Genomic DNA, 24081 nt, shown 5'->3' with positions numbered 1-24081 from the left:
GTGGATTTATCGATAAACGATATACCACATCCCGCGTGAAAGGCTGAATCGCAGGCGCGGTTCCTGTCAGGACCCGGGTGCGCCCTGCTCCAGCATCGCTTCACCTGGCGTCGCCGAGGCCATCGCCTGCACGCCCGCATCGGCGGCCTGCCGCGTGACCAGGCGGAAGCGCACCTGCAGCTTGCCCTGCCCCGGCGTGGCCCAGCCGTACTGGATGGCTACCTGATCGGCCGACAGCGGCCCACGTCCCGGCAGCGACCGCACCTGCAACGGCTTCGGCGCTGCCTGCACGAGCCGCGCGAAGCCCTTCTGCACCACCGCCGCATCGGCCTTTTCGGCGTAGACCGTGCAGGTGCCATCATCGGCCCAACTGACCGCATAACGGCCACTGGCCAGCGGCACCATCCACGCCACGCCCGATTGCCCCTGCAACAGCGTGGCGGCTTCGGCGGGCTGCAGCGGCGACAGCCCATTGGATTCCATCAGCGACTGCAACCGCGCCGGGGCACCGATGTGCTGCATGCAGGCGGTGTCGAACAGCTCGCTGAAGGGATCCTGCGCCGGGGCCTTGGCCTTGGGCGTACGCGCGGGTTGCGCCACCGCCAGGGTGGGCAGCAGGGCCAAAGCCAGCCAGAAGAACGCAGGACGCATCGGGATTCCACGCTACGGAAAACAGCAGGGAGGATGGCAAAGGCCTGGCGCGCCGCGCAATGGCCGCGATGGCCACCAGCCTCCCGCTGCCGGGTCAGACTGCCATTTCACCCTGGTCCTCGCCATCCCAATAGTGGATGCGGCTGGCGCGCACGTGAATCAGTACCAGCCCCGGTGTATCCACGCCCTGCTCGAACCAGCGCTCAAGATCCTTCACCCAGTGCGCGCGCATCACAGCGCGATCGCGAACCAGCGCCGCCCTTCCCTGCACGTGCACGAACAACGGCGGCTTGCCCAGCAGTGACCTGCTGCCGGAAAAACCCAGCGCAACGGCGGGGTCAGCCTCAATCTCGTGCACCATGTCGGTGTCTTCTGTGGTGAAGAACCAGCTGTCACCGTCGTAGTCCACGTCACCGTTGTTGCTCATCGGACGACCGGCAATTTCTCCGCCGGCGCGGGTCTGCAGCATGGTGAAATCGATGTCGGCCATCTTCTTGGCCAGTTCGGGCAGTGTGAGCTGGGTCATGGTGTCGTCCTTCATCAAGTTAAATCCCAGCGTCTGCGCAGAGTGGTGACCGAAGCGTGGAAGGTCAATGTCGGCTTCTTCACAGAAAGCGAGATAGGGCGCGTGGCGCGTGCGTGACGCGCTGCTCACCACCCCACCTGCGTTTGCAGCAGCTGCACGCCCCATCGCGCGCCGGGCGATCCTGCAGACGCTGCGACGGGTGCATGCACGCATTGGCTGACGCGTGCCATCAGCGCGTGATGCGACCGCCACCCGCGACCCGTACCCGATCGCGCCCCTGCGCCTTGGCCCGGTACATGGCCGCATCGGCGGCACGCAGCAGGGTGCGCCAGCCCAGCGCGTCGGTGCCGCCCTCGGCCACGCCGAAACTGGCGGTCACCCGCAGCACGGTGCCACCGGCCAGCGCGAAGTCCATCTGCTGCAGGGCCAATCGCAATGACTCGGCCAGCTGGCGGCCACCGGCCAGATCACCGTCGGCCAGCAGCACCAGGAACTCCTCACCACCATAGCGGGCGATGCTGTCGCTGCGGCGCAGGTGGTGCTGCAGCAACTGCGCCACCTGCACCAGCACTTCGTCGCCGGCTTCATGGCCATGGCCATCGTTGATCGCCTTGAAGCGATCCACATCCAGCAGGATCACCACGGCGCTTGCATCGCCTCCGGCGTGTCTCTGCTGCACCACCTCATCCAGCGCGCGCCTGTTCAACAGTCCGGTCAGCTCGTCGGTGCCGGCGAGCTGGCGCAGCTCGCTGGTCAGTGCCGAGCGCTCGCGCGATTTCTCACGCAGTACTTCGATGGCGTCGAACAGGCGCTGCATCTCGGCCAGCGGATGGGTGACATGCTGCTCCGGGCCAGGTGCATCCGTGGCGAGCTGGATCACCTGCTTCTGCGCCTGCAGCAGCGGCCGCAGGATCTGCCGGTGGGCAATGCGCAGGGCCACGCCCAGCACCAGCAGCGTACCCAGCACCGTCGCCACCAGCACTACCAGGCGCGTCGCTTCACGGTTGCGGGTGCGTTCGAAGCGGGCGATGGACACGCTCAGGTAGCCATCGCGCAATGCTTCCAGCGACTGCAGGGTCGGCACGTAGCGCTGGGTGAACTCCGCGGCGGTCCATGGCGGCGGCAGGCCGCGGCGACCGTCTTCGATCAGTTGCTCGATCATCGGCAGCGATTCGCCGAAGAACTGGCGGCGCGCCATGTCCCAGTGCCAGGACAGCGCCGGGTCACTCCGGAACACCGACTCATGGCTGCCCGCCAAGCGCCAGAGCTCCAGCAGGCGTCCCTCCGTCTGCGATGCGGCCCGCACCTGCTCGTCACGCCACGCCCCGGGAACCGCAACCGGTGCCATCACGTTCGAGGCCAAGCGGCCACCGTGTTCGCGCAGGTCGATCAGTACCTGGCCCTGCATCGCCGGAATCGCCGCTTCGCGATCGGCGCTGACCAGCACATTGATCTGCGCCGAGGTGAGCCGATGCAGGCGATCGACCACGGCGAACATGCTGTTGATCGCACGCTCCACCTCTTCCACCTGGCGCGCATCATGCGGCCGTGCCACAACCCGGTCGACAGCGGCACGTGCCGAGTGCAACCGGCGTCGTGCGTCGGCCAGCAACCCCTGCTCGTCGACCACGCCCGGGCCAGCCTTGAACACCGTGTCCAGCTGCAGCATCGCGGCATCCACGCGTCTGCGCGCCGCTGCCAGCTGGGCGCCAAGCCGCGCCTGCTCGGCAGCATCGTGGGGGTCGGCGCCGAGCAGGCTGTTGGCCGGGCCGCGCTCGGCCGACACCAAGTTGGCCAGATCGAAGGTCTGTCGCAGCTGGCGCAGGCTGGCCAGGTTGTCCTCGGCACCGCTGTAGCGCAGCGTGCCCTGCACCAGGGCAATGGCCATCAAGGGCAAGGTGCAGACCACGAACAGCCCGGTCAGGATCCAGACCCAGGTCCGCAACCCGATGGGCGATGCCTTGCCGGCCATGCGAATTTTCCCCTGACGTGCAGTTCACTGTAACGACCGGTCCCGGCAGCGCCAAGCCAGCGCCGTGCGAACCGTTGCGATGGATATGGCACATCGACCGCGAACGCGCCGACAAGACGGGAGGGCCCGCCTCATCGTAGCGGGAATGTCACATCAGGCCGCGTCAGATCCAGCGCTGGTCGACCAGCTCGCGCTTCACGTAGGCATAGAATACCGGCGCCGCCACCAGGCCGGGCAGGCCAAACGCCGCTTCCATCACCAGCATGGCCAGCAGCAGCTCCCAGGCACGGGCCTGGATTTCCCCGCCGACGATGCGTGCATTGAGGAAGTATTCCAGCTTGTGGATCACGATCAGGTACAGCAGCGCGGCCACGGCCACGTAGAACGAGACCGACAGCGCGACGATGGTGATGATGGTGTTGGAAATGATGTTGCCCACCACCGGCAGCAGGCCGGCAATGAAGGTGATCAGCACCAGCGTCTTGGACAGCGGCAGGTGCACGCCGAACAGCGGCAGCACGCCCAGCAGGAAGATCGCCGTGAACACGGTGTTGAGCAGCGAGATCTTCACCTGTGCGAACACCACCTGGCGGAACGCGGTGGCCAGGCGGCTGGTGCGGCCGATCAGCTCCTGCGCCAGCGGTCCCATCTGTGGCAGCGGCAGTTCGTCGTACAGCGCGATCATCGCGCCCAGCACCATGCCGATCAGTACCCGTACGCCAATCTGCACCGCCGAGGTACCGGCCACGCCCAGCTGGCGCTGGTGCTCTGCCGCCCAGTCGTTCAGCGCCGTGCGCAGCGCGGGCATGTCCTCGGGAATGTAGGGCTGCAGCAGCGCCGGCACCTGATGACGCGAGCTGTTGAGGATATCCATCAGATGCCCCAGCAGTGCATCCGGGCCACCGGTCTCGGTACGGAAGAACGAGGCGACGCCGATGCCGGCCATCACCAGCGCACTGATGATCACCGCCGACAGCACGATGACCGCGATCGCCCGCGCACGTCCCGGCGGCAGCTTGCCCTCCACCGTGGACGCCAGCACGTGGGTCAGCTGGAACACCAGCAGGCCCGACAGCAGGGTCACCACCAGGCCCAGCTTCAGCGCCAGCCACATGCCCAGCAGCATCATCAACCAGGCCGCGATCCTCGGAACAGGGGGCTTGGACTGGGCAACGAGGGCGTCTTGCATGGGGGCACGTCCGGGCGGGGTGGCCCATGGTAGAGGATTGGCGGCGACGATTCCGCGCGCAGGATGAACGGCTGTCTGGCAGCGCGTGCAGGCGCCTGCGGCCTCGACTCGTCATCTTCACTCGCCGTAGCTGGCGGTGTTCTTGCCCTGCCGCTTGGCGTGGTAGAGCGCGCGGTCGGCCAAGGCCAGCCAGTCCTCCACGCTGCCACCACGCGGGGTGGCGGCAATGCCGATGCTCACGCTGAACTCCACCCCTGGCGTAGCCTGCCGCGCCGCTTCCAGCAGGTGCAGGCGGACCCGCTCGGCTACGTGCATCGCATCCACGGGCGCGCAGTCGTGCAGCAGCACGACGAACTCATCGCCGCCCAGTCGCGCCGGGGTGTCGCCGGGCCGGGCGAAGGCGCGCAAGGTGGAGGCGATATGGCGCAGCACTTCGTCCCCGGCACGATGACCATGCGAGTCATTGATGCGCTTGAAGTCATCCACATCAAGCATCAGCAGGCAGGCGAAACCACCCTGCCCCTGCGCCTTGTCCAGGGCCTGCTGCGCACGGACGATCAGGAAGCCGCGGTTGGCCAGCTCCACCAGCGGGTCCATCCGGCTCAGCCGCTTCAACTGGCGGTTCTGCGACTTCACCCGACGCGCCAGCTGCCAGCTGAGGATGCTGAGCCCGATGCCATAGACGAACAGGAACGGCACGCTGAGCACGATCGTGCGTTGCGACGACACGGGTTGGTAAGGAAACCCGAGCGCCCACCAGGTGAGCGCGAAGCCCACCACCAGCGCCAGCGTGGCCCGCATCGCCAGGCGCACGCCGCCGGCCGCGATCTTGTCGGCCACCAGCAGTGCGGCGAACAACGCGCTGGGTACGGCGCTCAGGGCCATGAACGCGATCCAGCCGCCGCCGAACAAGGAATCGGCCACCATGCAACGGAACTGGACCGCAGCCGGCTTGCGCGAGCGTTGGGTCAGCACCAGCGCCAGCGCAGGCCATGCCAGCGCATTGAGCAGCAGCAGGACCCAGGGCAGCGCGCCATCCTGGCGCTCCAGCATGATCGAGGCGATGGGGATCGCGCCCAGGCCATTGCCCACGAAGCGCATCCAGCCGATGCGCCGTGCCGCGCCGACGCCTTCGACCGCGACCTCCGTCGAGTCAGTCAAGAACGGCATTGCCGACCCCCCTGCGCGATCGCACGTTCCACCCCGGCCCCTGCCGGGCTGCCTGTCGTGAGTCTGACAGCTTTACGTCAATTCGGGATCAAGGACTCGAACCTGCAGCGTCCCTGGCCTCACCTGGGCCCAGGCGCCGCCGTCGATCCCCGCACCATCAGGCTGAAATCCAGCGTCTGTTGAAGCGGAACGTCCACCTGTTCGATGATGGCGAGCAGCAGGTTGACCGCGCGCGCGCCGATCTCCCGCATCGGCTGCCGGATGGTCGTCAGCGGCGGCGTGAGGTAACGCGAAGACGCCAGGTCATCGAAACCGACGATGGACAACTCGTCCGGCACGCGGATGCCCCGATCGCGGCAGGCCGCCAGCGCACCCAGCGCCATCTGGTCGCTGAAGCAGAAGACTGCGGTCGGCGCCGACGCATCGACCAGCAGCGCCACGGCCGCGGCATGCCCGGATTCCACCGAGAAATCGCCCGGCACCACGCTCAGCTGGCGCAGGCGTCCGCGCGCCTTGCCGGCCGCCCGCACCCCTTCCAGGCGTTGCTGGTGCAGGGGATTGTCCGGCGGCCCGCCGACCACGGCGATCCGTTCATGGCCCAGTGCGTACAAGTGCTCCATGACGGCGCGTGCAGCGGCCACATTGTCGATGTGCACACTGGGCAGGCCCAGCGCGGGGTCGAACTCGCATCCGTTGACCACCGGCGCAGCAGCTCCCCTCTGCTGGACAATCTCGCGCGCCGTCGGTGGCAGGCGATGGCCGAGCACGATCATGCCGTCGGCCTCGTTGCGCCGGAGCATCTGCGCGTAGCGCTCCTCGCGGTCGGGTTGGTCCTGGGTATCGCCCAGCAGCACCGCATAGCCGACAGCCTGTGCGGCGTCTTCCGCCCCCTGCAGGATCTGGGCGAAGAACGGGTTGGCGATATCCGGCACCGTGACCAGGATCTTGCCGCTGCGCTGGGTCTTGAGCGTGCGCGCGACCGTATTGGGCACGTAGCCCAGCGCTGCGGCGGCCTGCTCGATGCGTGCGCGCGTCGCCGGCAGCACCTTGTCCGGCCGCGAAAGTGCACGTGACACGGTGCCGGCAGAGACGCCGACGTGCTTTGCAATGTCGTAGATGGTGGCCATGGCGTTAGTTCTCCTGCCCGCTGTGCAGTGCACAACAGGTCCTGCGTAAGCCCCTGCTAGGATAATGCAATCGATTGCATCGAGGGCGAATCACGTTGAAGACGCTCAAGGGTCCAGCGCTGTTCCTGGCGCAGTTCATCGGCGACACAGCTCCTTTTGATCGGCTGGACACGCTGGCCGGCTGGGCCGCGGGCCTGGGCTATTCTGGCGTACAAGTGCCGACCAGCGCGCCCCACCTGTTCGACCTGGCCGAGGCCGCACGCAGCCAGGCGTACTGCGACGACCTTGCCGGCATGCTGGCCGGGCAGGGTGTGCAGATCACCGAACTGTCCACCCACCTGCAGGGGCAGCTGGTCGCCGTCCATCCCGCCTATGACAGCCTGTTCGACGGATTCGCACCGCCGGACAAGCGCGGCGACCCGGCCGCGCGCCAAGCCTGGGCAGTGGAGCAGCTGCTGCTGGCAGCCAAGGCCAGCCAGAGGCTGGGACTGACCGCACACGCGACCTTCTCCGGCGCACTGGCCTGGCCGTACTTCTATCCCTGGCCGCAGCGCCCGCCCGGCCTGGTGGAAGAGGCCTTCGCCGAACTCGGCCGGCGCTGGCGCCCGATCCTCGATGCCTTCGATGACTCCGGCGTGGACCTGTGCTTCGAGATCCACCCCGGCGAGGACCTGCACGACGGCGCGACCTTCGAGCGCTTCCTCGACGTGGTCGACCATCATCCGCGCGCGAAGATCCTGTACGACCCCAGCCACCTGCTGCTGCAGCAGATGGATTACCTCGGTTTCATCGACCGCTACCACGCGCGCATCGGCATCTTCCACGTCAAGGACGCGGAGTACCGCGCCAGCGCCAGCAGTGGCGTGTATGGCGGCTACCAGGACTGGATCGATCGCCCGGGCAGGTTCCGCTCACTCGGCGACGGCCAGATCGACTTCAAGTCGATCTTCTCGAAGTTCGCGCAGTACGACTTCCCCGGCTGGGCGGTACTGGAATGGGAGTGCTGCCTGAAACACCCGGAGGACGGCGCACGCGAGGGCGCGGCCTTCATCCGCGACCACATCATCCGCGTGACCGAACGCGCCTTCGACGACTTTGCCGACAGCGGCACCGACGCTGCATCACTGCACCGCATGCTGGGACTCTGAGCCGATACCGCCCCGGGAGGGCAAGCCATGACGCACGCCATGTCGCGCTTGGGCGCGATGATGTTTCTGCAGTTCTTCATCTGGGGAGCGTGGTTCGTGACCTTGGGCACCTACCTGGTGCAGGGCCCGCTGCAGGCCAGCGCCAGCCAGGTGGCGACGGCCTTCCTCAGCCAGTCCATCGGCGCCATCGTCGCACCCTTCCTGGTTGGCCTGATTGCCGATCGCTACTTCGCCGCGCAGCGCATCCTTGCGGTCCTGCACCTGGCCGGCGCAGTACTGCTTTGGATGGCCTCCACAGCGGACAGCTTCAGCACGTTCTCCGCCTGCGTGATGGGCTACATGCTGCTGTTCATGCCGACGCTGGCGCTGGCCAACAGCGTGGCAATGCGGCACATGCAGTCGCCGGAGAAGCAGTTCCCGCTGGTGCGCGTGGCCGGCAGCGTCGGCTGGATCGTGGCCGGTGTGCTGATCGGCTGGCTGGGCTGGGAACAGGCGCATCGGCTCGAACTCACCTTCCAGATGGCGGCGGTGGCATCACTGGTGCTGGGGCTGTACGCGTTCACCCTGCCGCACACGCCGCCGCTGGCGAAGCAGCGCGATGCCGGCCTCGGGCAGATTCTGGGGCTGGATTCGCTGCGGTTGCTGAAGTCGCGCGCGTACCTGGTGTTCTTCCTGGCCTCCATCGCCATCTGCATCCCGCTGTCGTTCTACTACAACTTCACCAACCCGTACCTCAATGACCTGGGCGTGCGCGGCGCTGCGGGCCTGCAGTCGCTGGGCCAGGTGTCCGAAGTGCTGCTGATGCTGGCGATGCCATTCCTGTTCGTGCGGCTGGGGGTGAAGACGATGCTGGCGGTGGGCATGGCTGCGTGGGTGCTGCGCTATGCCCTGTTCGCCTTCGGTGATGCCGGTAGCGGCTTCTCGCTGCTGGTGATCGGCATCGTGCTGCACGGCATCTGCTACGACTTCTTCTTCGTCACCGGCCAGATCTACACCGATGCGCATGCCGGCCCCGACGCGCGCAGCAGCGCGCAGGGCTTCATCACCCTGGCGACCTATGGCGTGGGCATGCTGATCGGCACCTTCCTGTCCGGTGCGGTGGTGGAGCACTTCACCACGGCGGCGGGACCTGACTGGCAACAGATCTGGCTGTTCCCGGCCGGTGTCGCGCTGGTCGTGCTGATCGCCTTCCTGCTGCTGTTCCGCGACCGGCCGCTGGTCGCAGCGGCACCGTCTGCGTCCCGAGGAATCCAGTAGATGGCGACGCTTGGAATCGCCATCGTCGGCACCGGTATGATTGGCGCCGTGCATCGTCGCGCGGCGCTGTTGGCCGGTGCGCAGATCCGCGGCGTGGCCGCCTCGTCCGCGCAGCGTGCACATGAGGTCGCGCAGTCCTGGAATGTCCCGCGCGCCTATCGGGACATCGACGAGGTCATCGCCGATCCGCAGGTGCAGGTCGTGCACGTCTGTACGCCCAATCATCTGCACCGGCCGATGGCACAGGCCGCATTGGAAGCCGGCAAGCACGTCATCTGCGAGAAGCCGCTGGCCACCTCGCTGGAAGATGCACAGGCGTTGGCTGCGCTGGCGGCCTCGCGCGGCCTTGTGGCCACGGTCCCCTTCGTCTACCGCTACCACCCGGTGGTGCGCGAGGCGCGCGCACGCATCGCACACGGCGAGCTGGGGCCTCTGCACCTGATCCACGGGAGCTACCTGCAGGACTGGCTGCTGGACCCGGCCAGCAACAACTGGCGCGTGGATCCGGCACTGGGCGGTACGTCGCGCGTGTTCGCCGACATCGGCTCGCACTGGTGCGACCTGGTGGAATGGATCAGCGGCGAGCGCTTCGCCGAGGTCAACGCGGCGTTCGAGACGGTGATCGCCGAACGCGGCGCCATCACCGGTCAGAGCTTCAGCACGCCCACAGCCAGCGACGCGATGCAGACGGTCACCAGCGAAGACGTGGCCGCGGCGATGTTCAGGACCGGTGCCGGCACACTGGCGTCATTGACGGTCAGCCAGGTCTCCGCAGGACGCCACAACCGCCTCTGGTTCGAGATCGACGGTGCCAGGGCCAGCGTGGCCTTCAACCAGGAGGATGCCGAGCGGCTGTGGATCGGAAGACCTGGCCAGCGCGAGGAGATCTTCGTGCGCGGTCCTGGTGCAGGCGGTGTCGAACAACGGCGGCTGTCGGTGCTGCCGGCCGGTCACGCGCAGGGCTACGGCCAGTGCTTCGAGGCGTTCATTGCCGACAGCTATCGCGCCATCGACGGCGAACGGCCCGAGGGCCTGCCCACTTTCAACGACGGCGTGCGCTCGGCACGGATCGTCGACCGCGTCATCGCATCGGCCAGGACGCGTGCCTGGACCACCATCGATTGAATCCCGGGAGGAACGCCTGATGAAAACCCCTGTCCGCAGAGCCGCAGCCCTCGCACTCCTGCTGCTCACGGCACTGCCCGGCCTCGCCAGCGAAGCCGTCGCCGCGCAGAAGCCCATCGCAGTGCAGATGTACTCACTGCGCAATGCCGGATCGCTCGACCAGCAGTTGAAGATCGTTCGCGACGCGGGCGTGCACGCGGTGGAAACGGTGGGGACCCAGGGCGTCAGCGCCAGCGAACTCAAGCAGTTGCTGGACAGGTATTCGATCAGGGCGATCTCCTCGCACGTTGCGCTGGCCGAGCTGCGCAGAGACCTGGACGGCGTGGTGGCCTTCAACCGATCGATCGGCAACGCCACGCTGGTGGTGCCCTACCTGGACGCGAAGGACCGGCCCACCGATGCCGCAGGCTGGACCGCACTGGGCCAGGAGCTGGGCCGGCTTTCCAAACAGGTTCGGGCCAAGGGCATGCGCCTGGCCTACCACAACCACGACTTCGAGCTGGTCGACTTCAACGGAAGGACCGGCCTGGAACTGCTGTTCGCTGCTGCCGGCCCCGACCTGCAGACCGAACTGGACCTGGCCTGGGTGGCGCGCTCCGGACACGACCCGGCGGTGATGCTGGGCAAGTTCCGTGACCGCCTGTTCGCGGTGCACGCCAAGGACAATGCGCCCAAGGGCCAGGCCCAGGACGAAGGTGGATTCGCCGCCGTCGGCCAGGGCGTGCTGGACTGGAACGCGATCCTGCCAGCCGCGGCCGCCGCGGGCGTGCACTGGTACATCCTCGAACACGACCAACCGCGTGATCCGGCCAAGGTGATCCAGACCGGTGCGGACTACCTGCGTGAACACCTGACCGTCAGCCCGCACGCCAGCGCACAACGCTAGCCCGCGAAGGAGCCCCGCTTGAAGACGATGCTGAAACTGGCTGTGATGCTCTGTGGCGCGACGCTTGCCACCACTGCCTGGTGCAAGGACGATCCTGCCGCCGGCGCCAAGCTCTACAGCGCGAACTGCATGGCCTGCCACGGCGCTGATCGCGCCGGCATGCCGGGTGCGTTCCCGGCGCTTACCGACGTCAGCAAGCGGTTGGATCCCGCGCAGATCAAGGACAAGATCAGGAAGGGCGGCGGACTGATGCCGCCCTTTCCCCAGCTTTCGCAGCAGGAAATCGACGACATCGCCAGTTACCTGGCGAAGTAGCCAGGTGGGATCAGAGTTCCCGCACCCAGATGTTGCGGTAGCTGACCCTGGAATCATGCTCCTGCAGATAGAGCGGCGCACACGCGTGGGGTGAGTACGACGGTGCGCCGATGTACTCGGTCTTCCCCGCCAGCACGGTGTCATCCTGCACCAGCACGCCGTTGTGCAGCACCGTGATGCGCGCAGGCGAGACAAGCCCGCCGCCTGGCGAGAAGCGCGGTGCCTTCCAGATGATGTCGTAGGCCTGCCACTGGCCCGGCGCGCGCGAGGCGTTCACCAGCGGCATGGCCTGCTTGTAGATGGAGCCGGCCTGGCCGTTGGCATAGGTGGGGTTGTTGTAACTGTCGAGCACCTGCAGCTCGTAGAGTTCCTGCAGGAAGATGCCGCTGTTGCCCCGGTTCTGGCCGTCGAAACCCTTTGTTTCGGTGGGTGTAAGCCATTCGACATGCAGCTGGACATCGCAGAAGCGTTGCCGGGTGCGGATGCCCTTGCTGCCCGGCACCACGGTCATCGCGCCGTCCGCGATCTTCCAGGGCACACGCCCACCCTGCTCCGCCTCCCATGCGGAGGCATCCTTGCCATCGAACAGCACGATCGCGTCGGATGGTGCCCTGCCCGGGGGCGTCGCCACGACCGCGGGCACAGGGGTCCATACCTCGGTCTTCTTCGGATCGCGTGCAGGATCGGCAGCGTCCTGTGCGAGGGCTGGTGCAGCGGCCAGTACGCCGGCCACGATCAGCAGCGGCCTGGTCATCATCGTGCGCTCCATCAGCTGGTACCCCACGCAGGCGTACCTGGGACATAGGCCAGGTCGCCTTCGTAGCGACCCGGCACGGCGACGTACTGCAGCACCCCGGTCGCGCCGACCTTGGAGGTGAAGAAGCCGAAGATGGCCAGCTGCTTGATCATCGTGAAGTAATGCGGCATGGCCTCGCCTTCCTCGGGAGTGCCGGTCTCGGTCACGTCAGCGTTGCGTGCCTTGGCTTCGGCGTCCAACGTTCGCAGCAACCCGGTGCGGGCTTCCGGTGTGAGCGATACGAAGCGGCCGCCGGCGCGTCTGTCGATATCGGCCAGGCCGGCGCGGAACGTCGCCTGCTGCCGGGCGGTGTAGCAGTCGCTGACGAACGTCGCCATGAACGCACCGGCGCCCGCGTCCTTCGCCCCGGGTGTCCTGGTCCGCGGCAGGATGGTCTCGGCGATCTCGTCCAGCGTGCCGATTTCGGCATCGGAGAACGCGGCCATCGCGCCCGCCGCTGGCGCTTTGCCATGCACCAGCGCCGGCAACCCGACCATCGCCGCACCGGTGGCGGCCACGATCATCTTCAACAGTTCGCGACGATCCATCACAGGTTCCCCGCTTTCAGTTCGCGCACGGCATGATCGGCGGCCCGCGCGGTCAGCGCCATGTAGGTCAGCGACGGATTCACGCAGGCGCTGGAGGTCATGCAGGCGCCGTCGGTCACATAGACGTTGGGCGCATCCCAGACCTGGTTGTGTGCGTTCAATACGGAGCTCCTGCGGTCACGTCCCATCCGCGCCGTTCCCATTTCATGGATGCCCTTGCCCGGGGCGTAATCGTTGTCGTGCATCTTCACGTCCTTGACGCCGGCCGCTTCCAGCATCTCGGCAGCATCTGCGGCCATGTCCTTGCGCATGGCCAGTTCGTTGGCACGCATCGCAACGTCCATCGCCAGCACCGGCAACCCCCACTTGTCCTTGCGCTCGCGGTCCAGGCGGATCGTATTGTCGTGGTGCGGCAGCATCTCACCGAAACCGGTCATGCCGATGCGCCAGTCACCGGGCACGGTCAGCGCTTCCTTCAGGTCGGCGCCGATGTTCAGTTCGGCGATCTCGCGCGACCAGCCAGTACGGCTGGCACCGCCCTGGTAGCCGAACCCGCGCAGGTAGGCGCGCTTGTCGGCAGCGACGTTGCGGAACCGCGGAATATAGAAACCGCAGGGGCGGCGGCCGAAGTAGTACTTGTCCTCATAGCCCTCGACCCGGCCCGAAGCACCCGCACCGAAGTGGTGGTCCATCACGTTGTGCCCGAGCTCGCCGGACGAGGAACCCAGCCCTCCGTCCCAGATATCGGTTGCCGAGTTCATCAGCAGCCACGTCGAGTTGAACGACGACGCATTGAGGAAAATAACCTTGGCCGTGTACTGGTAGGTCTGGCCGGTTTCGGCGTCGATGACCTCCACGCCGCGCGCACGCTTGCGATCCTTGTCGTACAGCACTTCCTTGACGATCGAGAACGGACGCAGCGTCAGGTTGCCGGTCTTCATCGCCGCCGGCAGTGTCGCCGCCTGGGTCGAGAAATAGGCACCGAAGGGACAGCCAAGGATGCACTTGTTGCGGTACTGGCAGTTGACGCGGCCCTGCTCGGGCATCGGCTTGGTGATGTTGGCGGTGCGCGAGTGGATCATGTGCCGCGTTCCGCCGAACGCCTTCTTGATACGTGCGGCCACATCCTTCTCGACGATGTTCAACGGGATCGGCGGCAGGAACTCGCCGTCCGGCAGCACATCAAGTCCCTCGCGCGTACCGGCGATGCCGGCGAACTTTTCCACATGGTCATACCAGGGCGCGATATCGGCGTATCGGATCGGCCAGTCAGCGGCGATACCGTCCTTGAGGTTCGCCTCGAAATCCAGATCGGAGAAGCGATAACTCTGCCGCCCCCACAGCAGCGAGCGACCGCCGACGTGGTAGCCGCGGAACCAGTCGAAGCGCTTGGTCTCGATGTAGGGCGAGTCCTGTTCGTTGGCCCACATTCCATCCAGGTTCTCGGCCAGTCCGTAGTCGCGCATCAGCACCGGGAACGCGGCCTTCATCGCCTGCGTTGGCCGGTTGCGGTGCGGGAAATCCCACGCCTCCTTCATCGCGTTGACGTAATCCTTGACGTGCTCGATGTTGCGTCCGCGTTCCAGCATCAGGACCTTCAGGCCCTTCTCGGTCAGCTCCTTCGCCGCCCAACCGCCACTGATTCCCGAGCCAACAACAATGGCGTCGTAGTGATTATCTGCCATGGGTTTCTTACCTGGGTGGATATCGTTTCAGACGTCGCAGAGGCGGATCGCCTCGCGCAATGAGGCAACGGGATCGGGCGCGGCAGGCGTGAACTCCTGCGCCAGATACCCCTTGAAACCGGTGTCGCGGATCGCGCGACAGATGGCCGGATAGTGGAGCTCCTGCTGGTCTCCGATCTCGTTCCGGCCAGGCACGCCTGCGGTGTGGTAATGCTTGAAGCAGGCGTGGTGTTTTCCAATGGTAGCGATGATGTCGCCTTCCATGATCTGCATGTGATAGATGTCGTAGAGCAGGCCGAAGTTGTCCGAGCCCAGCCGCTGGCACAGCTCTACGCCCCACGCAGAGTGGTCGCACAGGTAGTCGCGGTGGTCGACCCTGGAGTTCAGCAGCTCCATCACCAGTACCACACCGCGCTTCTCGGCATGCCCGAGGATGCGCTTGAGGCCAGCCTCCGCATTGGCCATGCCTTCCTGCGGATCCATACCGTTGCGGTTGCCTGAGAAGCAGATGAGATTACGGTAACCGGCATCGGCCACCAGATCGATGTGCCGCGTGTAGCGCTCCACCAGCTGGTCGTGGAACTCACGGCCGGCAAAGCCCTTGGTCAGGCCCAGCTCCGCGCCGTTGCACATCGAGCTGTACACGCCATTCGCCTTCAGCGTGGGCCAGTCTTCCGGGCCGACCAGGTCGATCGCGGCGAAGCCGATGTCCTTCACCGTCGCGCAGAGCTGGGCGACGGACAGCTGCGGGAAGGTCCAGCGGGCGACGGAGTGCTTCAGGTTACCCTTCAGCGGTGCAGTGGCGGCGAATGCGGGCAATGTCCCCGCGATCGTCCCGGCCCCCAGGCCAATGCCGCCGGCAACTGCGATGCGCAGCGCATCGCGCCGCGTGAGCCCCCTCGGAGGAGCCGGTCTGATCGAATGGATGGTCATCCACCTTCCGGCCTCCCAACCGGTATCAAACGCAACAATTCACAGCGATGCAATCGATTGCACCATAGGGGAGGAATTTGCCTGTTTGCAAGTCGCGGTGCACGAAAACTGATGCTGCGAAGCACAACGCAGTCGACATCGCGCAAAAAGAAAAGCCCCGCATGAGCGGGGCTTACTTTTCTGCTGCGAACGAGCTTTCGATCAGAACGGTTGTGCACATTTGATGACTCAGCTCCAAACCCGTCGAGCGGTAAAAACACTGAATCATTCACTTAAAGAGCACGTCGACCGTTCCTTCTTCAACAGACCAAACGGAATCCGTAGATCCCCCACTTCCTTGTCGACGCGTAGACCGTGGAAAATTTCAACTCAATCAGTCTCATTCTGGCCAGTCCCTCCACCCATTTCTGCTTCCCGATACCGTGTCAGGCAAGAGGCATCACCAACTGCATCAACATGTGCTGGTGCAGTTCCAACGTTCATGACCTCGTGATCTCGAAACCTCTGACCAAAGGGTTCTTCAGCGCAGTTCTCCACGACCAACCGCAACCGCTGAGATAACCCAGCATCATTGTCACGCGCCCGAGCCGGCGCTCTATGGATGCAATGGTGTAGCCGGCTGGCATGCCGGTCGCCGCCATCCATTCAACCAACTTGGCCAGCTTTTGATTGGGTGTAACGATCTCAACCGTGTCCCCCGACTGCAGCTCACTGATTAGGCAGGTCTTCAACGTGCTCCTCGCCATCACACCCACGTTCGAAATTGAGGGTTTGCGCCAGAACACTTGCATGCGAAAAATTCGGCAGCAGCGTTTGTGATGTCGAGGCGTGATGTGCAGGCCATATCGCGATCGGCCGATCTCTTCAAGGTTGTATCTGTACTGATCGCGAGCTTCGCCCCCCTCAAGCTCTGGTTTCGAGGCTACCATGACCCGTCCCACAATGATTACACCCACAAGCCATACGCCCAGGGGGATCAGTGGCCCGAAGTAGAACAGCAACGCGACATCAAACTGATACGAGTAGATCGCACCGTTGACGATCCGCATCGCAATCGGCGAGAACAACGAGATCAAGACGCCAGCGAAGAGCAGCTCCATCGCTCGAGTCGGCGTGATTGCATAGGTTCGGGCATTGCACAGGCGTTCGGCCACCGCATACGCTGCGAGACTCCCCCCTGCCGCTATCAGCGCGCACCCGGTGAAACTGATCCACATGGGCAACGCCTTGAGCACTGCAAACTGGTGCTGGATCCATTCTGTCATTGCTTGCCCTCCATCAGTTTACGTTAGCGGCACGAAGCTCAATAAAAAAAGCCCCGGCAGATGCCAGGGCTTTTTTTGTGACTCGCGTGTTCCTTAGAACGGAATATCGTCGTCAGCGAAGTCGTCCATCGGCGGCGCCTGCTGCGGCTGCGGGCGCTGGTTGCCACCCTGGTTGCCGTAGCCACCGCCCTGGTTGCCGCCCTGGTTGCCGCCCTGGTTGCCATAACCACCGCCCTGGCCGCCACGCTGGCCGCCGCCACCGCCGCCGTACTCCTGGCGCGGGGCCTGCTGGCGCTGCGGGCGATCGCCGCCGTAGTTGCCGCCACCGCCACCACCGCCGCCTTCACCGCGGCCGCCCAGCATCTGCATTTCATCGGCGATGATATCGGTGGAGTACTTCTCCACGCCGTCCTGGCCGGTGTACTTGTCGTAGCGCAGGCTGCCTTCGACGTAGACCGAGCTGCCCTTGCGCAGGTACTCGCCGGCGATCTCGCCGAGCTTGCCGAAGAACACCACGCGGTGCCATTCGGTACGTTCCTGCTGATTGCCATCCTTGTCCTTGCGGACGCTGGTGGTGGCCAGGCTGATGCGGGTGATCGCCATGCCGCCCTGGGTGTACTTCACGTCCGGGTCGTTGCCGAGATTGCCGACCAGGATGACTTTGTTGATGCCGCGCGCCATAGGTACCTTCGTCCGTTGTCCAAGGGCAGACCGCCAGTGATAGCACAGCCCCGGGCAGGGGTGCAGTACGCTGGGCCGCCCCTGTTGAAATTTGGGGGAATGCGAGAACGATGCATCTTAGCATTGCCGCCGCCATCCGCCCGGTCAGAAGTCCCTGACCGCAGCCAGGGCTCAGACTGATTTCCTTGTACGGCAATGACTTAGCGCCGCCCCGACGGACGCCTGCAAGGGCATTCGCGTCTGCCCATGGCATCATGCCCGGGCACCTTCCACCTGCCCCCTGCCGTTCGCACATGACCATCAAAGGCAAAGCCACCTCCCTGGACATCGCCCACCTGGCCGGGGTCTCCCAGCCGACCGTGTCGCGGGCCCTGCGCGGCAGCCCGATGGTCAACGCCGAGACCCGCGAGCGCATCCTGCGCATCGCCCGCGAGCTGAACTACAAGGTCGACAAGAACGCTTCCAGCCTGCGCCTGCGCAACGCCGGCACCCTGGCCCTGCTGTTCTTCGAAGACCCAACCAACGACGATTCACTGATCAACCCGTTCTTCCATTCGATGCTCGGCTCGATCACCCGCGCCTGCGCCCTGCACGGGCAGGACCTGCTGGTCTCGTTCCAGCAGCTGTCCACCGACTGGCAGGCCGATTACGAGGACAGCAACAAGGCCGACGGCATCATCCTGCTCGGCTATGGCGACTACCACGAGTCGCGCGACCGCCTGCAGCGGCTGGTCGAACAGGGCACGCATTTCGTGCGCTGGGGCGCCGCCCTGCCCGGCCAGCCCGGCGTGTCGATCGGCAGCGACAACTTCCAGGGCGGGCACGACATCACCACCCACCTGCTGCAGCAGGGCTGCCGCCGCATCGCCTTCCTTGGCCACGCATCCAGCCACTACCCGGAATTCCAGGAGCGTTACCGCGGCCATGTGGCGGCGTTGCAGGAACACGGCCTGGCCGCCGAACCGGCGCTGCAGCACGATGCGATCACCACCGAGGCCTCCGGCCAGGAGGCCTGCCAGGCGCTGCTGGCACGCGGCGAGCCGATCGATGCGATCTGCGCGGCCAGCGACCTGATCGCCATCGGCGCAATGCGTGCCCTGCGCGAGGCCGGGCTGCGGGTGCCGCAGGACGTGGCAGTGACCGGTTTCGACGACATCCCGCTGGCCGCCTCGGTATCCCCGGCGCTGACCACGGTGCAGCAGGACACCAAGCAGGCCGGGCAGCTGCTGGTGGAACGCCTGCTGGCGCTGATCGGCCGGCAGCCGGTGGACAGCCAGAGCATCCCGGTGAAGCTGGTGGTGCGGGAATCGTCGCTGCGCCGGTAAGCGCCACCAGACCTCCCGCCACGCCTCAACGTGCGACGGCGGAATTCTCCCCCCATGACCAACGGCGGATGCGCACGGAAGCCGATGCGCGGATAACGCGCAGACATCGCCCACGGAAAGGTGTACGTCGCATGCTGAAGATCGATTCGCTGTCCAAGACGTACGCCAACGGCGTGCATGCTCTCAACAATGTCAGCCTGGACATCCCGCGCGGGATGTTCGGCCTGCTCGGGCCGAACGGCGCGGGCAAATCCTCGTTGATGCGCACCCTGTCCACCCTGCAGGAAGCCGACAGCGGCTCGGCCGTGCTCAGCATCCCCGGCGAAACTCCGATCGACGTACTGCGCGACAAAGACGCCGTGCGCCGCCGGCTGGGCTACCTGCCGCAGGATTTCGGCGTGTACCCGAAGGTCAGTGCGCTGGACCTGCTGGAGCATTTCGCGGTGCTCAAGGGCCTGACCCAGCGCGCCCAGCGCCGCGAAGTGGTCGATGGTCTGCTGCAGCAGGTGAATCTGTGGGACGCGCGCAAGCGTAAGCTCGGCACGTACTCCGGCGGCATGCGTCAGCGTTTCGGCATCGCCCAGGCACTGCTCGGCGACCCGCGGCTGGTGATCGTCGACGAACCCACCGCCGGCCTCGATCCCGAGGAACGCAACCGCTTCCTCAACCTGTTGGCGGCCATCGGCGAGAACGTGGCGGTGATCCTGTCCACCCACATCGTCGAGGACGTGACCGACCTCTGCCCGACGATGGCGATCATGAACAAGGGCCAGGTGCTGCTGACCGGGCGCCCGGCCGATGCCATCGACGCGCTGCAGCAGCAGGTCTGGCGCAAGCAGGTCGATCCTTCGGAACTGGCCGACCACGAGGCACGCTACGTGGTGCTGTCCACCCGCCTGGTCGGTGGTCGCCCGGTGATTCACGTACACAGCGCCAATGACCCCGGCGACGGTTTCGCAGCCGTGGCCCCCGATCTCGAGGACGTGTACTTCCAGCGCCTGCGCCTGCAGGCCCGTGCCCGCGCGGCAGCCTGAGCGGAGCACGCCATGATCTTCAACTTCTTCCGCTTCGAGCTGCGCGAGCAGCTGCGTTCCCCACTGCTGTGGCTGCTGGCCGGGCTGTTCGCCCTGCTCGCCTTCGCCGCGGCCTCCAGCGATGCGGTGCAGATCGGTGGCGGCACCGGCAACGTGCATAGCAACGCGCCGACGGTGATCGCGCAGATGCTGGGCATCTTCACCCTGCTTGGCATGCTTGTCACCGCGCTGTTCGTCAGCAATGCGCTGCTGCGTGACTTCGAGCTCGGCACCGCCGAACTGATCTTCGCCAGCCCGGTGAAGCGCCGCGACTATCTTGCCGGACGCATCGCCGCAGCACTGGCGGCTGGACTGCTGGTCTATGTAGTGATCGCGTTCGGCCTGTGGCTGGCGCCGTTCATGCCCTGGGTCGATCCCGAACGCGTGGGCCCGATCAGTTGGCAGGGCTATGCCTGGACCTTTGCGGTCATCGTCATTCCCAACCTGCTGTTCACCACCGCGCTGCTGTCACTGCTGGCCGCGGTGACCCGCTCGATCCTGTGGGTCTACATCGGCCTGGTGGCCTACCTGGTGCTGTACGGCGCCAGTGCCGCCCTGCTGCGCGACATCGACAACACCTGGATCGCGGTACTGAGCGAGCCGCTCGGCATGCGTGCACTGGGCCGCACCATCCGCTACTGGTCCACCGCCGAACGCAACAGCGGCATTCCGGCGCTGGCCGGTTACCTGCTGGCCAACCGCGCCCTGTGGCTGGGCGTGGCCGCGGTGCTGTTCGCCGCCACGTTCGCGCTGTTCCGCACCGAACGCAGCGGCAGCGGCCGCCGGCGCTGGGGACGCAAGCTCACGCTGGCGGCCGCCGATACGGTGACTGTTCGTCCTGCCCGCGCAGCCCTACCCCGCGTGGTACCGGCGTTCACTGGCAGCACCGCATGGCACCAGTTCCTGCGCCAGGTGCGTTTCGACACCGGCGGCGTGCTGCGCAGCGTCCCGTTCATCGTGCTGCTGGTGCTGGGGCTGGCCAACTTCCTGCCCAGCGCCCTGTTCCGGCAGACGCTGTATGGCACCTCGATCTGGCCGGTCACCTCACAGATGATCATGGGCCTGCAGGGCGCCTTCAGCTGGCTGCTGATCATCATCGTGCTGTTCTTCGCCGGCGAGCTGGTCTGGAAGGAACGCGGCGCGCGCATCAATGAAGTGACCGACGCCATGCCGGTGCCGAACTGGGTACCGCTGCTGGCCAAGTTCGTCGCGCTGGTGGCGGTGATCGCCTGTTTCCAGGCGGCCGGCGCGCTGGCCGCGATGAGCGTGCAGCTGGCCAAGGGCTATACGCACCTGGAGCCGCTGCTCTACCTGCGCAGCCTGGCGCTGGATTCGGTGGTCTACATCCTGATGGGGGGCCTGGCGCTGGTGCTGCAGGTGCTCACCAACAACAAGTTCGTCGGTTACGCGCTGCTGATCGTGGTGATGATCGGCCAGGGCGTGCTGGGCATGCTCGACTACACGCAGAACATCTACAACTTCGGCAGCTGGCCGATCGCTCCCTATTCGGATATGAACGGCTACGGCCACTTCCTCACCGGACAGCTGGCGTTCCAGGGCTATTGGGCGTTGTTCCTGCTCGCGATGATGTGCGTGGCCTCCGCGTTCTGGGTGCGTGGTGTCAGCCAGGGCCTGCGCCAGCGCCTGGCCCTGGCCCGGCGTCGCCTGTGGGGTCCGACCGGTGTCTTCGCCGCAGTGGCCGCCCTGGCCTTTGTCGGCGTGGGCGGCTGGCTGTACTGGAGCACCAACATCCGCAACGAGTTCCTTTCCCCGGATCAACAGCTGGACCTGCAGGCCCGCTACGAGCGCGAGCTGTCGAAGTACCGCAACCTGCCGCAGCCGCGCATCGTGGCGGTAGACAACCGCGTGGACCTGTCCCCCGAATCGCAGTCGATGGTGATCGATGCGAACTGGACGATCCGCAACCTGCACGCGCAGCCGATCCCGGAACTGCATGTCTCGATGGGTGATGACAAACAGCTGGTAGCCGCCGATCTTGGCGGACAGACGATGGCCTTCCATGACAAGGACCTGGGGTATCGCATCTACCGGCTGGACAAGCCCCTGCAACCGGGCGAAAGCCGCCGTGTCCATTTCCGGGTGGTGCAGAAGCCCAATGGCATCACCGCCGGCCAGGCGCCGAGCAACCTTGTGGACAACGGCACGTTCTTCAACAGCCGCGTGCTGCCGTCATTCGGCTACAACGAAGGCGCGGAGATCACCGACCGCAACGAGCGGCGCAAGCGTGATCTCGGCGAGCCGCGGCGCATGCCCAAGCTGGAAGACGAAGCGGCGCGCGCCAACACCTACATTTCCAATGATGCTGACTGGCTCGATTTCCGCACCACCGTCTGCACCGCGGCTGACCAGGTCGCGCTGGCCCCGGGCTACCTGCAGCACGAGACCACGGTGAAAGGCCGGCGTTGCTTCAGCTATGCCATGGACCGGCCGATGCTGAACTTCTATGCCTACCTGTCGGCGCGTTGGGACGTGCGCAAGGCGAAGTACAAGGACATCCCGATCGAGGTCTACTTCGACCCGGCGCACGGCTACAACGTGGACCGGATGATCGAGGCGGTGCAGAAGTCGCTGGCCTACTACGAAGCGAACTTCACCCCGTACCAGCACCGCCAGGTACGCATCATCGAGTTCCCGGGCTATGCGCGCTTCGCGCAGTCGTTCGCCAACACCATCCCCTACTCCGAGGCCATCGGTTTCATCGCCGACCTGCGTGACCCGGACAAGGTGGACTACGTTTTCTACGTGACCGCGCACGAGATCGCACACCAGTGGTGGGCGCACCAGGTAATCGGTGCCAACGTGCAGGGCGCGACGGTGCTGTCCGAATCGCTGTCGCAGTATTCGGCACTGATGGTGATGGAGCAGGAGTACGGCCGCCAGCACATGCGCCAGTTCCTCAAGCGCGAACTGGACGGCTACCTGTCCGGGCGTGGTGGCGAGGCCATCGAGGAACAGCCGCTGGAACGTGTGGAGAACCAGCAGTACATCCACTACCAGAAGGGTTCGCTGGTGTTCTACCGGCTGCGCGAGGAGATCGGCGAGCAGGCGCTTAACCGGGCATTGAAGCGTTTCCTGCAGGACAAGGGTTACCAGCAACCGCCCTACACCACCTCGCGCGAATTGCTGGGCTACATCCGCGCCGAGACCCCGGCCGACCGCCAGCAGCTGGTTACCGACCTGTTCGAGAAGATCAGCTTCTACGACAACCGGGTGATGGCCGCCAGCGCCCGCAAGCGCGATGACGGCCGCTACGACGTGACCGTGGACCTGCACGCGGCCAAGCAGTATGCCGACGGCAAGGGCCAGGAAAGCGACGGGAAGATGGATGACTGGGTCGAGATCGGCGTGTTCGCCAACGGCCCTTCCGGCAAGGAACGCGACCAGAAAGTGCTGTACCTGCAGCGCCACCACATCACCAGCGCCGAGCCGAAGATTACGGTGACCGTGGATGAAAAGCCGGACGAAGCAGGCTTCGACCCGTACAACAAGCTGATCGACCGGGTGAGCGACGACAACCGGCGCAAGGTGACGATGTGAGGCCCCAAGCAGGCGAGCATGGTTCGGCTCTACTGTAGTGCCGAGCCATGCTCGGCACATGGCCCGGACTGGCCGCGCGGATTCAGCGCGCGGCCTTCGGTCCCAGCAACGCCAGCAGTACGTACACCACGATCGAGGCGACGGTACCCAGCGCCGCCAACAATCCGAATGCCCACGCCGAGCGCCCCTGCTGCCGCGCCCACTGGGCCAGATGCCAGGCAGCGCCCAGGTTGATCAGCCAGGCAATGACGAACACCGGCCACAGCACCATGCCCACCGCGCGCAGCAGCGGCATGGCCACCAGGGCGGCAACGATGGCCGCGATCAGGAAGATCAGGGCCGAGCGGGAATGGCGTGATCGTGCCGGCGCGTCGGCGGGTAGTCCTCTGAGTTCCATGGCGAAGCCTCGATCCCGATGTCGCCCAAGGGGATCACGGACGGCGTTCGAAAGGAAGCCTTCTGTAGCGTCGAGCCGTGCTCGACTGATCAGGCATTGCGCGGAAGGCAGCCGAGCATGGGCTCGGCTCTACAGGACAATCAGCCCTGGGCGAAGTCCTTCAGGATTTCGCCGATACCGCTGGGCGAGATCTCGAAGCCCAGCGACGTGCCGGGGTTGATCACCACGCCGTAGCCACCCGGTACGCGGCGCAGCACGTCCAGCATCAGCCAGCGGATCTGGTGGGGGACCTGCTGGCTGTAAATGCCGACCCGCGACGGGTCGGTGAACACTGCCACGTGCAGGGTGCCCTGCTTGTCGAACAGCAACGGGTCGAAGCCGCTGCCGTCGGGGGTTACCAGGCTGCCGGTCAGCAGCACCACCTCGGAGGCAACGAAGGCCTCCATGAAGGCGC

General features: G+C 65.7%; 22 protein-coding genes. 8 read left to right on the top strand and 14 right to left on the bottom strand.

Annotated elements, in window-relative coordinates; all coding sequences use genetic code 11:
- Positions 1 to 66: 66 nt before the first annotated feature.
- The 6 genes from QRO91_RS04445 to QRO91_RS04420 all read right to left on the bottom strand — a co-directional run bounded on the left by QRO91_RS04445 (position 67) and on the right by QRO91_RS04420 (position 6635).
- Entirely contained in the window at positions 67 to 651 is a 585-nt protein-coding gene (locus QRO91_RS04445; RefSeq protein WP_049430014.1) for an NMCC_0638 family (lipo)protein, read from the bottom strand.
- Between the two features lie 94 nt (positions 652 to 745).
- Positions 746 to 1177, bottom strand: a complete 432-nt coding sequence (locus tag QRO91_RS04440) for a pyridoxamine 5'-phosphate oxidase family protein (protein ID WP_180849188.1) — start codon at positions 1175 to 1177, stop codon at positions 746 to 748.
- Between the two features lie 229 nt (positions 1178 to 1406).
- Positions 1407 to 3149, bottom strand: coding sequence for a diguanylate cyclase (locus QRO91_RS04435; protein WP_049430016.1), 1743 nt, complete (start codon positions 3147 to 3149; stop codon positions 1407 to 1409).
- Between the two features lie 163 nt (positions 3150 to 3312).
- The gene (locus QRO91_RS04430; protein WP_049430017.1) at positions 3313 to 4338 is read right to left on the bottom strand and encodes an AI-2E family transporter; all 1026 of its coding nucleotides are present in this window, start codon (positions 4336 to 4338) and stop codon (positions 3313 to 3315) included.
- A gap of 117 nt (positions 4339 to 4455) precedes the next feature.
- Positions 4456 to 5508, bottom strand: a complete 1053-nt coding sequence (locus QRO91_RS04425; RefSeq protein WP_049430018.1) for a sensor domain-containing diguanylate cyclase — start codon at positions 5506 to 5508, stop codon at positions 4456 to 4458.
- A gap of 119 nt (positions 5509 to 5627) precedes the next feature.
- Entirely contained in the window at positions 5628 to 6635 is a 1008-nt protein-coding gene (locus QRO91_RS04420; protein WP_049430019.1) for a LacI family DNA-binding transcriptional regulator, read from the bottom strand.
- 95 nt (positions 6636 to 6730) lie between these two features.
- Here QRO91_RS04420 and QRO91_RS04415 point away from each other — a divergent pair, with 95 nt between their 5' ends.
- The 5 genes from QRO91_RS04415 to QRO91_RS04395 are packed head-to-tail and all read left to right on the top strand — an operon-like array spanning position 6731 to position 11366.
- Positions 6731 to 7783 carry a sugar phosphate isomerase/epimerase gene (locus tag QRO91_RS04415; RefSeq protein ID WP_100443779.1) on the top strand — a complete coding sequence of 351 codons (1053 nt, stop codon included), beginning with the start codon at positions 6731 to 6733 and terminating at the stop codon, positions 7781 to 7783.
- A 27-nt stretch (positions 7784 to 7810) separates the two neighbouring features.
- Positions 7811 to 9040 carry a nucleoside permease gene (locus tag QRO91_RS04410; protein WP_100443778.1) on the top strand — a complete coding sequence of 410 codons (1230 nt, stop codon included), beginning with the start codon at positions 7811 to 7813 and terminating at the stop codon, positions 9038 to 9040.
- Positions 9041 to 10165: a Gfo/Idh/MocA family protein gene (locus QRO91_RS04405; protein WP_049430021.1), complete on the top strand. Its 1125-nt coding sequence runs from the start codon at positions 9041 to 9043 to the stop codon at positions 10163 to 10165. It begins immediately after the preceding gene.
- Between the two features lie 19 nt (positions 10166 to 10184).
- Positions 10185 to 11051, top strand: coding sequence for a sugar phosphate isomerase/epimerase (locus QRO91_RS04400; RefSeq protein ID WP_049430022.1), 867 nt, complete (start codon positions 10185 to 10187; stop codon positions 11049 to 11051).
- A 27-nt stretch (positions 11052 to 11078) separates the two neighbouring features.
- A complete protein-coding gene (locus QRO91_RS04395; RefSeq protein ID WP_049430054.1) occupies positions 11079 to 11366 on the top strand; it encodes a cytochrome c in 288 nt (95 codons plus the stop codon).
- Positions 11367 to 11376: 10 nt separating this feature from the next.
- On the opposite strand, the gene QRO91_RS04390 is transcribed toward QRO91_RS04395, so the two are convergent.
- The 6 genes from QRO91_RS04390 to QRO91_RS04365 form a co-directional block, all read right to left on the bottom strand.
- Positions 11377 to 12120 carry a DUF1080 domain-containing protein gene (locus QRO91_RS04390; protein WP_370671852.1) on the bottom strand — a complete coding sequence of 248 codons (744 nt, stop codon included), beginning with the start codon at positions 12118 to 12120 and terminating at the stop codon, positions 11377 to 11379.
- Between the two features lie 14 nt (positions 12121 to 12134).
- Positions 12135 to 12710, bottom strand: coding sequence for a gluconate 2-dehydrogenase subunit 3 family protein (locus QRO91_RS04385; RefSeq protein ID WP_049430023.1), 576 nt, complete (start codon positions 12708 to 12710; stop codon positions 12135 to 12137).
- Positions 12710 to 14395, bottom strand: a complete 1686-nt coding sequence (locus QRO91_RS04380) for a GMC oxidoreductase (protein WP_049430024.1) — start codon at positions 14393 to 14395, stop codon at positions 12710 to 12712. The genes QRO91_RS04385 and QRO91_RS04380 overlap by 1 nt, the downstream gene beginning before the upstream one ends.
- Before the next feature lie 27 nt (positions 14396 to 14422).
- Positions 14423 to 15328, bottom strand: a complete 906-nt coding sequence (locus QRO91_RS04375; RefSeq protein WP_049430025.1) for a hydroxypyruvate isomerase family protein — start codon at positions 15326 to 15328, stop codon at positions 14423 to 14425.
- A gap of 479 nt (positions 15329 to 15807) precedes the next feature.
- Positions 15808 to 16593 (bottom strand): hypothetical protein, encoded by a 786-nt coding sequence (locus tag QRO91_RS04370; RefSeq protein WP_049430026.1) that lies wholly within the window; start codon positions 16591 to 16593, stop codon positions 15808 to 15810.
- A 93-nt stretch (positions 16594 to 16686) separates the two neighbouring features.
- Positions 16687 to 17274 carry a single-stranded DNA-binding protein gene (locus QRO91_RS04365; RefSeq protein WP_049430027.1) on the bottom strand — a complete coding sequence of 196 codons (588 nt, stop codon included), beginning with the start codon at positions 17272 to 17274 and terminating at the stop codon, positions 16687 to 16689.
- A gap of 293 nt (positions 17275 to 17567) precedes the next feature.
- Between QRO91_RS04365 and QRO91_RS04360 the strand changes: the two genes are divergently transcribed.
- The 3 genes from QRO91_RS04360 to QRO91_RS04350 all read left to right on the top strand — a co-directional run bounded on the left by QRO91_RS04360 (position 17568) and on the right by QRO91_RS04350 (position 23230).
- Entirely contained in the window at positions 17568 to 18599 is a 1032-nt protein-coding gene (locus tag QRO91_RS04360; protein ID WP_049430028.1) for a LacI family DNA-binding transcriptional regulator, read from the top strand.
- A 131-nt stretch (positions 18600 to 18730) separates the two neighbouring features.
- Positions 18731 to 19633 (top strand): ABC transporter ATP-binding protein, encoded by a 903-nt coding sequence (locus QRO91_RS04355; protein WP_049430029.1) that lies wholly within the window; start codon positions 18731 to 18733, stop codon positions 19631 to 19633.
- Positions 19634 to 19645: 12 nt separating this feature from the next.
- Positions 19646 to 23230 carry a M1 family aminopeptidase gene (locus tag QRO91_RS04350; protein WP_049430030.1) on the top strand — a complete coding sequence of 1195 codons (3585 nt, stop codon included), beginning with the start codon at positions 19646 to 19648 and terminating at the stop codon, positions 23228 to 23230.
- An 82-nt stretch (positions 23231 to 23312) separates the two neighbouring features.
- Here the strand turns inward: QRO91_RS04350 and QRO91_RS04345 are convergent, their stop codons facing one another.
- Positions 23313 to 23627, bottom strand: coding sequence for a hypothetical protein (locus QRO91_RS04345; protein ID WP_049430031.1), 315 nt, complete (start codon positions 23625 to 23627; stop codon positions 23313 to 23315).
- A gap of 140 nt (positions 23628 to 23767) precedes the next feature.
- The coding region (locus tag QRO91_RS04340) for an SseB family protein (protein ID WP_285310295.1) at positions 23768 to 24081 on the bottom strand (314 nt) is incomplete at its 5' end.

Source organism: Stenotrophomonas maltophilia group sp. Smal32, assembly GCF_030237085.1.
GTDB lineage: Bacteria > Pseudomonadota > Gammaproteobacteria > Xanthomonadales > Xanthomonadaceae > Stenotrophomonas > Stenotrophomonas maltophilia_Q.
Note: the sequence above shows the minus strand (reverse complement) of the source record. Positions and strands in the feature narration are given on the sequence as shown.